The sequence below is a fragment of the Rothia similimucilaginosa genome, from assembly GCF_029850875.1.
In the GTDB taxonomy this organism is placed as follows: Bacteria; Actinomycetota; Actinomycetes; order Actinomycetales; family Micrococcaceae; genus Rothia.
Genome location: NZ_JAOVAM010000001.1, coordinates 307,213 through 320,545 on the forward strand (window position 1 = coordinate 307,213; position 13,333 = coordinate 320,545).

Sequence of the window (13,333 nt, forward strand, 5' to 3'; positions counted from 1 at the left end):
GAACGGCACCTCCGCTCTCTAGGAGGAGCCAATCAGCTCTACACTGCGGCATCGGCGCCGGCACCGCCTTTGCAACCGCGCAGTATAGAGTCCCACGGGAGAGCGCGGGGCGTGCATTCACCGCATACACCTTTGCGATAGTGCCCACCCAAAATGGTTCGGCTTCCTGATTCACTTCAACTTCAAAAATTCATCTCAACCTCACCGTTAAATATTCGAAAGTCAACTAAAAACCATGGGCACATCACAACCAACCACAGGTCACTTCGCGCCTGCATCCGCGAACTGCTGGAGGACCCAATATGACACATCACAACACTGCGTCTGCCATTTCACGCCGTCGCCTTGTACAGGGTGCGGCATGGAGTGCCCCCGTTATCCTCGCCAGTGCAGCCGTCCCTGCATGGGCGGCAAGTAGCGAGCCCACATGCTCCCCCGTCCTCACCCTCAAGCCAACCGCAACCGGCTTCGACGACAAGGCTGGTGCGTACACCGAATGGCTCGTTCCTGAAGGCGTTGGACGAGTACGATTCAACCTCGTGGGAGGTGCCGGCGGTGCCGCATCCTCCTTCACCCCCAGCTACCTGACCAATGTCACGAACCCGTCCCTGGCTGGCGGCGGTGCTGGCGCACAGCTCAGCGGCGTTCTGATGGTCAAGTCCGGCGATATCCTTCGCGTCTGGGCGGGTAACGGCGGTGTCGGCTCCGCAGCCGGCGCGCAGCCCGCATACGGTGGCGAAGGCTACGCAGCCGGTGGTGACTCCACCGGCTCCAGCACCGCAACCGGCAGCGCACAGGTAGTGGGCACCAGTAGCGGTTACGTCTACGGTGCTTCCGGCGGCGGATCCTCCGCTGTCGAGCTGGTCCGTGACGGTGTGGTCACCGTCGTGGCTGTTGCGGGTGCAGGGGGCGGCGGTGCCCAGCTGGGCACCCTCACCACCCACCAGCACGTCTTCAACGTACAGCCCAAGGATCAGCTGAACCCGGCACTGCGCGTGGCATTGGACCGCCGCGACGCATCCACTACCGCAGGCGGTAGCGCAGGCAGTGACTTGGGCACCGATAACACCGGTCAGGGCGGCATACTCATGGCAAGCCCCTACCAGGAATTTAAGCCTCTGGAAGAGGGGGACAAACCCTTCGATATGCGTTTCGTGGTCACCGGCGGTACCGCTGGTCGCTCCGGCACACCCGGCACCCTCGGTGAGGCACTGACCGGCATCCTCAACGAGAACAATGAGCTAAAGCTTCAGTCGATGTCCGACCCCTGGTTCGATTCGTACAGCTTCCCGCGCTACTACTTCTACGAGGGTGACTCCGTACATGAGGGCGAGAAGGGCACCGGTGGCGCGGACGCTACCGGCTCCTACCGCGGTAAGGGTGGCTCAGGCGCTCTACTCTCCCACACCCACGGCAGGCTCTCCCTCACTTCCGTAGCATCCGGCGGTGGCGCCGGCTATGGTGGAGGCGGCGCAGGTCTGAACATCTGGACTATCGGCGCATACTACGAGAGCGTTTTCGGCCGTCAGGTACAGTTCGAGGGCGAAGGCAACATCTACTCAATCAGCTCCCTGAGCAGTGGCGGCGGCGCGGGCGGCAGCTACATTAACTACGAGGTGGTCTCTGACTTCGCTCTTACCACCGCACAGAACGCGAACCCGACTGCAGGTGTGCGCTCCCCCGGTTCGGCGGCACTGTACAAGTGCGCCGAGAATACAACCTTGGAAACCCCCATCACTGAGGGTCCCTAATCTCTAGGCATTGAATAAATACGCCTCTCCGGGAGCTGATGCTCCGGGGAGGCACTTTTATCTGCGTGCCAAGGGTTTTAGGTACAGAAAAGCTCGAAGGCGGCGACTGATTCAGTCGCCGCCTTCGAGGTTTATATCCCTAGGTTTTAGAACGCTCGGCGTAGATATTCCCTATATAGAGTTCTCTACTTAGAGCTCCTGAGTGCGGGGCATCCAGGAGGGGCGCTTCGCCTCGTACGCCTCAATAGCGTCCAGGTTCTGCAGGGTCAGACCAATATCGTCCAGGCCCTCCATGAGGCGCCAACGCACGTAGTCGTCAATCTCGAAGGGAACAACCAGCGCACCCGCGGTTACGGTCTTGGACTCCAGGTCAACGGTGATTTCGGTGCCGGGCTCGTACTCCAGTGCCTTCCAGATCAGCTCAATATCATCCTGTGCAACCTGTGCGGTAACCAGGCCCTGCTTACCGGAGTTGCCACGGAAAATATCGGCAAAACGAGCGGAAATAACGACCTTGAAACCGTAGTCTTTCAGCGCCCACACCGCGTGCTCACGGGAAGAACCGGTACCGAAATCTGGGCCCGCCACCAACACGCTACCGTGCTTGTAGGGCTCCTGGTTCAGGATGAACTCGGGGTCCTTACGCCAGTTAGCGAAAAGGGCATCGTCGAAGCCAGTCTTGGTCACTCGCTTGAGGTAGACGGCGGGAATGATCTGGTCGGTGTCAACATTCGAAGAACGCAGCGGCACGCCAATGCCGGTGTGCTTAATAATGGGTTCCATAATGGCTCCTTAGCTATAGCGGCGTGCTAGGCCACGACGTCGGACGGGGCGGACAGGGTACCGCGTACAGCGGTTGCGGCGGCAACCACCGGGGAGACCAGGTGGGTGCGGCCACCCTTGCCCTGGCGGCCCTCAAAGTTACGGTTCGAGGTGGAGGCGCAACGCTCACCGGGTGCCAGCTGGTCGGGGTTCATACCCAGGCACATGGAGCAGCCAGCGAAACGCCAGTCGGCACCGAAGTCCTTGAAAATCTTGTCCAGGCCTTCTGCTTCAGCCTGTGCACGGACCTTCTGCGAGCCGGGCACGACCATCATGCGCACGTTCTCGGCGATGGTGCGGCCACGCACGATGTCCGCCGCGGCGCGCAGGTCCTCGATGCGGGAGTTGGTGCAGGAGCCCAGGAAGACGACATCCACAGGGATTTCCTTCATGGGGGTGCCCGCCTCCAGGCCCATATATTCGAGGGCGCGTTCTGCTGCGACCTTATCGTTCTCGTCCTCGAAGTCATCCGGGGAGGGAATGGCGTGGCTCAGCGGAATACCCTGACCGGGGTTGGTGCCCCAGGTGACGAAGGGTTCGAGCTCGTCAGCGTTAATGAAGATTTCCTTGTCGAAGATGGCGCCTTCGTCGGTGGGCAGGCTCTTCCAGTACTCGACTGCTTTGTCCCACTCTTCGCCCTTGGGTGCGTGCTGGCGGCCCTTGACGTACTCGAAGGTGGTCTCATCGGGGGCGACCATACCGGCGCGGGCACCCGCCTCAATGGACATATTGCACATGGTCATACGGCCCTCCATGGAGAGAGAGCGAATCGCGGAGCCACGGTATTCGAGCACGTAGCCCTGACCACCGCCGGTGCCGATCTGGGCGATAACAGCAAGGATGATGTCCTTCGCGGTCACACCGGGCTTGAGGGTGCCTTCAACATTGATTGCCATGGTCTTGAAGCGTGCCAGGGGCAGGGTCTGGGTTGCCATGACGTGCTCCACCTCGGAGGTGCCGATACCGAACGCGAGAGCGCCGAACGCACCGTGGGTGGAGGTGTGGGAGTCGCCGCAGACCACGGTCATGCCGGGCATAGTCAGACCCAGCTGGGGGCCGACTACATGCACGATGCCCTGCTCCTCGTCGCCGAGGGAGTGGATGCGCACGCCGAACTCTGCAGCGTTACGGCGGAGGGTCTCAATCTGGGTGCGGCTGGTCAGGTCGGCAATGGTGCCGAAGATGTTGTCGGTGGGGGTGTTGTGGTCCTCGGTGGCGATCGTCAGGTCGAGGCGGCGCAGGGGGCGGTTCTCGATGCGCAGACCTTCAAATGCCTGGGGCGAGGTCACTTCGTGCAGTAGCTGCAGGTCGATGTAGAGCAGGTCGGGCTTGCCGTTTTCACCGGGGACGACGACGTGTGCGTCCCAGACTTTTTCTGCCAGGGTGCGCGGACGGGTGCCCGCGGTGGTTGCGTTCTGTTCGCTAGTCATGCTTTCTCCTGCTTGATGCGTTCCTACGGTGGATGCGTTCGGGGTGGTGCGTGCCGCCGGTTTTGGGGATTGAGAGGCGGATTATGTACCCGATGGGACCCTCAAACCGGTATTTCCCTGCGGCGTGTCGCGTATTTTTTCACGGATTCTTAGCCTGTGAGACAGACCGGAATCACCCCGAGATAGCGGGTGATTTATTGTGGGTTTACACTATGGCTCCGTAGTGATTTTGCGGGGTTGCACGCACTTTTCTGCGACTCTTTCACACATTTTCACCCATAAACCCACATAAACACTTATTATGACAAATTCATAATTTATCCCGTAGGGGGTGATTCCATCTTCAGCTGTGCGCCCGGAAGAGTCCACAAAGTCCAGGGCATCTTTCATATTCTGAGATAGAATATAAGAATGACTCTTTCCGCCTCACGTTTTAACGCATACGGAATGCGTCACCCCAACGCATCCACACACCACAACGCACCGATTGTCGACCCCGTCAAGCCGCACGAACACATGGCCGCCGACGAGCAGATGGTAAAGGTAAACTCCCACGGCTCCTCCGGCGTTGGCGTACTCGACAAAGCGACCCTCATTCTTGATTGCCTCGAGGCAGGACCCGTATCTCTGGGCGACCTCGTCAAGGCAACCGGTCTGGCACGCCCCACCGCACACCGCCTCGCCGTGGCGTTGGCACACCACCGCCTCGTAGCCCGCGACGTGCAGGGACGCTTCATGCTCGGACCCCGTCTGGCCGAACTCGCATCCGCAACCATTGCTGACGAGCTCATCACCGTGGCAGACCCGATTCTGCAGAAGCTCAGCCTCGCAGCTGACGAATCCACCCAGCTGTACCGCCGCCAGGGTGACTGGCGCGTCTGCACGGCGACCGCGGCACGCCCCTCCGGCATGCATGAATCTATTCCGGTCGGCACCCAGCTGTCCATGCAGGCTGGCTCCGCCGCCCAGGTACTGCTGGCTTGGGAAGACCAGAACCGCATTGTTGAAGGCCTGCGCGATGCACACTTCAGCGCCGCCATGCTCGCCGCTGTACGCCGCATCGGCTGGGCACAGTCCGTGGGCGAGCGTGAGCGCGGTACCGCCTCGGTGTCTGCTCCGGTGTGTGCTCCCGGTGGCAAGGTGATTGCGGCAGTCTCTATCTCAGGTCCGGTGGATCGTATGACCCGCCAGCCGAACCGCAACTACCCCGAGCTGGTCGTCAAGGCTGCTCAGGCGATTACTGACGGTTTGCGTGAGCTTTCTGCTTCTCACTCGGCATCGAATGTTGAGGAAAGCTAAGGCTCTGTTCTGGATAGTTTTCATGAAAAGGATCCCTCTCCACCTCGATTTGAGGTGGGGAGGGATCCTTTTATGCGCTCTTAGCCTGATACTGTTTTTCAGATAATACGCCGCTAAATATCCAGCGCCTTGCGGTAGGAGTTGAGGCGCTTAGCTTCCAGCTGCACCGGGGCAACCACGCAGGACTGCACCGCCTTCTCAACACCGGTCTGCAGGCGACCTCGCAGCTTACGTCTGTAGTAGCGTGAGCCCATGGCGGTGAGCAATCTGCCCACCCCCGCCGAAGCGATGCCAAGGAGTATGCCCAGCAGCAGAAGCAGGGTCGGCAGGGGTACCGGGGAGCCTTCGGGGGTCGGGGCGGGCGGTAGCTGAATCTGCAGGTACGCCATGCTGGAGATGAGGGTCAGCCATCCGACGCCTACCAGGGCACTCAGTAGCGCGATCCACTGCAGCGCGTTGAAGAGGACCCAGGGGGCGCGGGTACGGCCCAGACCGTAGTCGATGCGCATCATGTCCCGTTCGAGCAGTTCGGGTAGCTCCACCTCGCGGGAGAGAGCGGCTTCCTTCATACTGCGCTTCCACGGGTCTTCGACGCGGTCCGCCATCTGATTGCTGTATTGGCGCACGGCGTTCGCCATGCCTGCCTTCTGGGCGGCGCTCAGCGGGGGTAGCGAGGATGCCACCAGCTCGGGTGCATTCTCACTATCGGAGCCAAGCATACCCGAGGATTTCTCCGCCTTAGACGCGCTCTTCGTTTCGTCCTGCTGCCCCAAGTGCAGGCGGCGCAGGGGGTCAGCTTTCAGACGGCTCATCCAGCGGGTGAGGATCCAGCCGGTGTGCTGACCTGCGGCGCGACGGTAGGAGGCGGTTGCCGCCTGCAAAACCTGCTCTGCCTGGCTGGAAGTGTAGCACGCCTTCGCGAGCTTCTGTTCCGCTTCGAGGGCGTAGGCTCCGGCGAGCACGGCTCCCTCTCCCCCGGCATAGGTGCGCAGCTGGGATGCAGTGGCGTGCAGCTGTGCGTCGGTTCGTTGGAGGGATAGGCTCTTGGCGGCAGCTACCTGCGCGAGCAGGTCGCGTAGCACGTCGACGCCCTCACCGGTTCGTGCGGAAACGGCGATGGGTGCGGCGAGCAGGTGCGCTTCGGTGCCCTCAGCCTGAAGCAGGCGGGTGAAGGATGCGAGCACGGCGGGCACCTCGGCAGGTGCAAGCTTGTCTGCCTGGTTGAGCACGCAGAGTGCTTGCGCGCCGGAGGCGGCAAGCGGCACCATGAAGTCGCGGTGGATAACGGCGTCGGCGTATTTTTGGGGGTCGACTACCCAGACGAGTACGTCCACATAGCGCATCATGCGGGCGGCGAGGTCGCGGTTCGTGGTGGTGACTGAGTCAAAGTCGGGCATGTCCAGCAGAATGAGGCCGCCGGTGCGGGTACGCATTTCGCCGCGTCCGCCTGCTGCGCGGCGTATGCGGTTGAAGAGTCCGGGTGCCGGTTCGGTGACGGCGTTGGGTGCCGCCGCTCCCCCGGCTGCTTTATTGTTTCCGCCTGCTTCATTCCCCTCGGATACGTCTCCTTCGGCCGCGAGCGCCTGAGTTTGCGGGTAGACGCGCTTGTCAATGCCTAGCCAATCGAGCAGTTCTTCGCTGCCTTCTGCCTCCCAGATTGCCGCCTGCACGGTGCAGGTGGTCGGGCGCGTGGGGGCAGAGAGGGCGATATTCTGCCCGGCGATAGCGTTAAATAGCGTGGATTTGCCGCTACCGGTTGCACCGAAGAAGCCGATGACGGTGTGTTCGGTGGAGAGTTCGCGGCGCTGGCTGAGGCGTTCGAGGGTTTCTGCGGCGTCGAACAGGACGGTTTCGGGGACTCGTCCTTCACCGTAGCTAATGGCATCCTTCAGGGATGCAACGGAGCGCGCGAAGGGCGAGGACGCCACGACAGAGGTGGCGCCTCGCTCCGCGTTGCGCTCAGCGGCTTTGTTCTCGAGTTTCTTCTCGGGGGTAGTCATAGTGTATTTTTCTTCGTCTGTGGTGCGCGGTGAGGTGGTGCGCGGTGGAGATGATCTGGTGACAGGCGGTTGACCGCGCTACCCCGACTATGCTGTAGCCGACCAGGGGGTCTGCACATCCTTTGCCTGGGCAGCTTGGCTCTGCGCGCTCATTTCTGCGGCGATTTTCTGCACCTGCTCGGCCGCACGATGAATGTCCTCAGCCTCAGCCTGCGGGTCGGTTTCTTCGAGTACAGCAGTGAAGGGCTGAGCATGCTCGGTGAGCAGATCCACCATGCGTTCGAGCAGGTCGGTGCGGGCGCGGGTTGCCATGCGGCGCACCGCGTCTTCACCAAAGATGGACTCGAGCAGCTTGGTGCCGACCACGCCGCTACTGCCCGCAATACCCGCTTCAATACCGGTAATGCCGCCTGTGAGGCTGAACGCGGCGACCATGAGTATCACGGCGGTGGCGTTCACACCCAGGGAGAGGAAGCGGGCGCGTTTGCGCTTGTCGGCGCCTTCTTTGCGGATCATTTCGAGGACGGAGCCCTGCCAAAGGCGAATCTGCTCGGCAACGGCTGCGGAGAAGATGTCGTCGGCGGACTGCACCTCACCCTTAGCTTCTGCATTCTGTTTGGACGCGGCAGAGACAGTCTGTGGCACATCCAGGCGCGCAACTAGCGAGCGCCCGGCGCGGCTGGCACGCCAGCGGGTGCGGGTGTTTTCGGAGGCGCGGGCGGCTGCATCCAGCACGACGGCGTGGATGCCACTTTCGAGGGCGTCTTCTACCTTCTGGGCAGCGGCGGGCTGACCGCGCAGGGCGGAGCCGACGCGATCGCGCAGGCGACCGATGGTACTGTCGAGGGATCGGAAGAAGTCGCCGGTTCCCACGAAGTCGTGCCAGCGTGAGAGTACTTCGCCGCGTAGCAAGGAGCCATCGGAGAGGGCACCGTCGATGGTCGTCAGCGCATCTTCGTATTCTTCGGCTGCGATGGCGGCAAGCGACTGGTGTGCCACCTGCTGACGTGCCTGTTCGGCGGCGAGCACCTGCAGGTTACCGGCGAGGGTTTCGACGGCACCGGCGAGGGTCTGCCGGGCGATGGCGGCGCGGGCGGGCGCGTCGGCGCCGAGTTCGCGGATCCACAGGGTCAGCGGGGCAAGGCTGACGGGTGCGAGCATGCCGCTTTCATCGCGCGGCTGTTCGGTGACGGTGTGAATCAGTACGGCGTGGATTCCGGCCTCGTCGAGCATGCGTCGCAGGTCTTTTTCGATGGCTTCTTCATCACCTTCGGGCACGCGGTTGAGCACCACGACAATAGCGATGGAGCGTGCGGCTGCTTGGTGGAGTAGTTCCCAGGGCACGGCGTCGGCGTAGCGGTTGGCGGTGGTGACGAAGAGCCACAGGTCAGCGGCGGAGAGTAGCTCCTTGGCGAGGGTCCGGTTTTCCTCGGAGACGGAGTCGATATCGGGTGCGTCAATAAGCGCGATGCCCTGTGGTAGTGCCGAGGTGGTAATAGGAATGAGGGCGCGCGCAATCTTCGGGTCGAGGCCGGGTAGTGCCTGCACTCCTGCGTTCATGCCGGAGGTGCGGGTGCGCGGCAGGGTGGGTAGGAAGCGTTCGGGTGACAGAGCCTCCTCATCTTCTGCGCGGTGCAGGAGTACGGGGTGGCGGGTGGTGGGTCGAATCGCACCGGACTGGGTGAGCGGCTCGCCGAGCAGGGTATTGACGAGGGTGGATTTGCCGGCACCGGTGGAGCCTCCGACCACGATGGTGAGGGGGTTGTCGACGCTGGCGCTACGCGGCAGGATGTAGTCATCAAGTTGGCGTGCCATGGCGGCGAGCAGGGTGCGCGCGGTGGCGGTGCCGTGCTCGCCGGTGCCGTCGTGGGTGACGGTGTAGGGCGCGCCAGGGGTTTCGCTGGCTTCTACGTCGAGTGGGAGGGGGATTCGAGTGAGCAGTTCGCGAGCTGCTTTGAGCTGCGCATAGTCAGTGGTAGTCACAGCGCTATTGTCCCATAGGGCGCACCTGCTTCATGCCATGTTTGGGTGTTGGCGCGCCGCCATCTTCTTACTCTCACATCTGGTACAGCTTTGAGTGCGCCCGCAAGCGCGTGCAGCAACACTGCAGATTCTCATTCTCATTCAGTAGTAGAGCCTCCCCCCCCCATCTCAGCACCGCAAGGTTCTCAGGAGGTACGGTCAAACTCCTAGCGTAGAGTCCCTAGCATTCGCCAGGTAGAGCCCCTGTCGGTATCGGCTTTGGATGGCTGGTTTCTACGAATAACCACCCCTGTGGCTAACTCTGAACCATCCACGAATACTCCGAGTGCACAGCCAACACCTCACATGAGTAGCCTCTCGAAGGCGACTCGTTACATTCGAGACTCAGCCTAAAGCTTCTTTCCATCCGTGCCTTGAAGAACCCTCCATATTGGGTGATATGAGGCACGGATGAGGGCTTTTATTTGTGTGCCACGCGCGAAATCTATAGGCTAGGGCTAGATGAGGTCGGCCCATTTTCGTCTCAATCCGTGTCTACCCGCCCCGCGGGTGACTGCTTCGCACCCTCCTGTAGGGGCGTGATGTTAGGCTGAGGATTAGGATGTGAGCCCTTCACTTATCACCGATATTTCCGCATCACAGCACGTTCAAGGGGATCACTATGATTCACAGCCGCCGCCACTTTATTGCGCTCACGGGCACCGTTGCCATGGGTACTATGCTTGCCGCTTGCGGTTCCAAGAAGACTGCGGAGGCGACCGCCTCCCCCACTGCTTCCGCTTCGATTGCGGGTGCCTACGACAACCTGTCGGGCGAGTTGAAGTGGACCAAGTACATTCCCGGTCATGGTGCAGCTCCGATGAGCAGTACCGATCCGGAAACCGGTCAGGTGTACACGATTGAGCCTACTGCCGGTCCTGCTAGCACAGATTCTAAGGCAAGTGCTGTGCCCATCCCGATTGAGGATGAGAGCATGTACGACAAGAACGCCCGCGGTTTGCGTGCCACTTTCGCGTATTTTGCGGCGGCGGTGAACTATGCCCGTATGACCGGTGAACCCGGTCCGGCTCTGCAGGTGGTGCATGAGCATAATTCTGTTCAGCGTGCTTCTTTAGAGAAGCTGCGTGCGTTCTATGCGCCCGGCACGAACTGGTTGGTTGATGGCGAGTGGACTTTCCGTCTGACCGAGAAGCAGCCGACTATTCGCGGTACTAAGTATTCGTGGGCGTGTTCTGTTACTCAGGCGCACGGCTTGCAGGTTGAGAAGTCGACGAACGCTACCAAGCCCCTGGAAAATACTGAGGCTGCGGAGACCACTGTTCTGTACGCTGAGTACGATGAGGAGGCGAAGCGCTGGTTGGTGATTGCGCCTCAGCAGTATGATCCTGCGTTGACTCCGAAGCCTACTCAGACTCCGCGTGCTCAGCCTTCTTCGACCTATACCCCGACGGTGACTGATGACAGCACCGTGGCGGCTAATGGTGGCGCGAACGCCGGTGCGAACACCTCGGGTAACGGTGCCGCGCAGGGTACCACAAATAATGGTGCTGCGCAGGCGCCTGCCATCCAAAACAGTGGTGGACAGAACGGCGGCGCACGACTGGACACCGGCTCCCAGAATGGTGCGGCGCAGAATAGTGGCGCGCAGAACGGTGGAGCACAGGATCCTCAGCCTGCCGTTGCGACGGCTCAGCCGAGTGTAGCTCCCGGCGCTCCTGAACCCGGTGTTGCTCAGCCCGGTGCCGCTGGTACAGATACTGCTCCCGCCGGGGGCGCCCAGTAGCCCCTCCGCTATAGACAATGAACGCGTCCTCTCCTTCACTATGCACTATGTCCTGTGCCCCTTCGCTGCCCTGCTGCCACTGGTTGCGGTAAGTTCGCTGATGGGCGGCATATCACGCTCAATCGAGCGGTGGTACACACGGGTGTGAAGGCGAGGGCGCGTTATACTTAGGACTGTCTCTAGAGGGATATCCGCGTGTGATATCCGTTCGACGAGGCACACTCTCACTCGTCTCTCACCTGAGATTCTCACCTGAAAGGTACTCCGTGGCGCTTTTCCCTTTGACCTCTGGGCTTTCTGGTAGTTCCGCTACCGGCATCAGCCGCCGTTCTGCTCTGCGTTACGCCGGTGCGGGCGTTGCAGGCGTGTCATTGAGCGCTCTGCTGGTTGCCTGCGGTGGCTCTTCCCCCACCACCGAGGACACTGACGTGAATACCCCTCAGATTTCCTCCTCTGCTTCTTCGCGCACTGACTTTAGCGGCGAGGTAACCTTCGATAACTATGAGAATAAGGGCATTTTCGTTCCGGCGACCGAGTCTACTCCCGCACAGAACGTGCCGGTCCCGAAGCGCCCGCCGAGCGCTTCGGAGAACTCGGTGCAGGGTCTGTACGATTCGATTGCGTTTGTGTATGCGGCGATTAACTACCTGGTGTTGACCGGTGATGCAGCTCCGCTACGTGAGTCGAAGGCTGATGAGAAGTTCGTTGCGTCGTTCTCATCGTTCATGGATGAGTCGGATGAAAGCTCACAGGTGCGTAATTGGTTTGTGTCGCCGAAGGTGACGATGTCTGCATTCACTGCTGTTCCGACCTTGGTGAAGAAGAGCGTGCAGTGGACTTTCGATCTGGTGATTGATTTGGGTCCGACCGTTGTGGTTGAGGGCGCTCCTGCGGAGATGTCTGAGAAGGTTCGCCGCACTGAGCGTGGCCTGGTGGTTACAGGTGTACGCGACGATAATGATTGGACTTTGACTATTCAGGACGAGTATGAGGCTCAGGCTTCAGCTCAGCCTAAGAATGGTGGCGCTAACTTCGGTAATGCTGGCAATTCCGGTACCTCCGGTAATGGCGGAAATTCTAATGGTGACAACCTTTAAGCCCTCAGATGGATGAGGCATCATGCCCTAACTCGCACTCGGGTTAGGGCATGATCTGTTTTACTCTGGTAGTAACGAGCTTTCCTGGATTGAAGGTTTTTCTCTTATGTCTTCTTTTTCTCAGTCTTCTCTCTCTCGCCGCTCCCTGCTGCGCCTGGGTCTGGGCGTTTCTGCTGTTGCTGGTTCTGCAGCACTGTTGAGCGCTTGCGGTTCGGGTGGATCTAGCCGCCAGTCTGGTTCTCAGGGCGGTAACCTGAACGGTTCGAAGTCGAGCACTAACCCGAATGGGTACAGTGATGATGGTCAGAACTATTCGGGTCTGGTGGAGTACACCCACTATGAGGGCACGCTGAGTTATGAGCAGGGCGCGGTGGAGCATCCGCCGCGTAATGCTCCGAAGCCGAAGGTGACTGATGCTCTGTCGGTAAATACGGTGACGGGTTTCCATGAAGCAATTGCTTATTTTGCGGCGGCCATGGATTATCTGGTGAAGACCGGTAGCACGGATGCGTTCTCGACCGGCATTCTGCTGTCGTCAAAGACTCGCTCGGAGGTGGATGCCCTGTCGGCTTCTATTCTTGCGGGTGTGGAGAAGGGGTCCTGGTATGTGAATCCGTCGGCTTCCTATGCGCTTTCGAGTGCGCAGCCGTCCATTATGAGTGATGGCAATCTGCTGTTTAAAGCCAAGTACACTCTGGACTTCGGTACGGATGCGGTGGCTGAGGGCAAGATTCAGCCGGTGGTCACCTCCGCGAGTATTTCTGCTGAGCCTACTGAGTCTTCTGAGGATGCGCTGGTGGCTGATGCGCCGTCCCCCACTGCTTCTGCGACGGCGGCGGATCCGGTTTCTCAGGTGACGGTTCAGGAGTGCGATTTCCGCGGCCGCTACCATGCTGATTCTAAGATGTGGGAGCTGAGCGTAGCGTACGGTACGACACTCCAGGGAGGCGCTACTCAGGGCACCGCGAGCGCGGCGGTATCCGGCGCAGCATCTGCTTCCGAGTCTGTTTCGGGTTCTGCTGAAGCTTCTGTTGAGGCTTCCGCCACCTCCGCGGCGTGATAGTTCGTCATAACACTTTTATCTGCGAGGCGCTTCTCACGCTTCGCTTGACTCAACTCTGTATCCTGTTGGGTTTGCGGCTAAACTGGTTACAATCACCGACTGACT

The 13,333-nt window shown here is 60.6% G+C and carries 9 protein-coding genes; 5 read left to right on the plus strand and 4 right to left on the minus strand.

Features of this window, described 5'->3' with window-relative positions; translation table 11 throughout:
* Window positions 1–302 precede the first annotated feature (302 nt).
* Entirely contained in the window at window positions 303–1,751 is a 1,449-nt protein-coding gene (locus tag QFX05_RS01175; RefSeq protein WP_279740211.1) for a transcriptional initiation protein Tat, read from the plus strand.
* Window positions 1,752–1,940: 189 nt separating this feature from the next.
* On the opposite strand, the gene leuD is transcribed toward QFX05_RS01175, so the two are convergent.
* Together leuD and leuC are read right to left on the minus strand one after the other, a co-directional pair.
* Complete coding sequence (leuD, locus tag QFX05_RS01180) at window positions 1,941–2,534, minus strand: 3-isopropylmalate dehydratase small subunit (protein WP_279740213.1); 594 nt, start codon at window positions 2,532–2,534, stop codon at window positions 1,941–1,943.
* A gap of 26 nt (window positions 2,535–2,560) precedes the next feature.
* Window positions 2,561–4,003 carry a 3-isopropylmalate dehydratase large subunit gene (leuC, locus tag QFX05_RS01185; protein ID WP_279740215.1) on the minus strand — a complete coding sequence of 481 codons (1,443 nt, stop codon included), beginning with the start codon at window positions 4,001–4,003 and terminating at the stop codon, window positions 2,561–2,563.
* A 411-nt stretch (window positions 4,004–4,414) separates the two neighbouring features.
* Between leuC and QFX05_RS01190 the strand changes: the two genes are divergently transcribed.
* Window positions 4,415–5,302, plus strand: a complete 888-nt coding sequence (locus tag QFX05_RS01190; RefSeq protein ID WP_279740217.1) for an IclR family transcriptional regulator — start codon at window positions 4,415–4,417, stop codon at window positions 5,300–5,302.
* 113 nt (window positions 5,303–5,415) lie between these two features.
* Here the strand turns inward: QFX05_RS01190 and QFX05_RS01195 are convergent, their stop codons facing one another.
* Together QFX05_RS01195 and QFX05_RS01200 are read right to left on the minus strand one after the other, a co-directional pair.
* On the minus strand, window positions 5,416–7,302 hold the full coding sequence (locus QFX05_RS01195) for a GTPase (protein WP_279740219.1): 1,887 nt from the start codon (window positions 7,300–7,302) through the stop codon (window positions 5,416–5,418).
* Between the two features lie 87 nt (window positions 7,303–7,389).
* Window positions 7,390–9,285, minus strand: a complete 1,896-nt coding sequence (locus QFX05_RS01200; protein WP_279740221.1) for a dynamin family protein — start codon at window positions 9,283–9,285, stop codon at window positions 7,390–7,392.
* A gap of 661 nt (window positions 9,286–9,946) precedes the next feature.
* Between QFX05_RS01200 and QFX05_RS01205 the strand changes: the two genes are divergently transcribed.
* The 3 genes from QFX05_RS01205 (at window position 9,947) to QFX05_RS01215 (ending at window position 13,225) form a co-directional block, all read left to right on the plus strand.
* Window positions 9,947–11,068, plus strand: a complete 1,122-nt coding sequence (locus QFX05_RS01205; protein WP_279740223.1) for a DUF6318 family protein — start codon at window positions 9,947–9,949, stop codon at window positions 11,066–11,068.
* Window positions 11,069–11,334: 266 nt separating this feature from the next.
* On the plus strand, window positions 11,335–12,165 hold the full coding sequence (locus QFX05_RS01210) for a DUF6318 family protein (RefSeq protein WP_279740224.1): 831 nt from the start codon (window positions 11,335–11,337) through the stop codon (window positions 12,163–12,165).
* 106 nt (window positions 12,166–12,271) lie between these two features.
* Complete coding sequence (locus QFX05_RS01215) at window positions 12,272–13,225, plus strand: DUF6318 family protein (RefSeq protein WP_279740225.1); 954 nt, start codon at window positions 12,272–12,274, stop codon at window positions 13,223–13,225.
* Window positions 13,226–13,333: the final 108 nt, after the last annotated feature.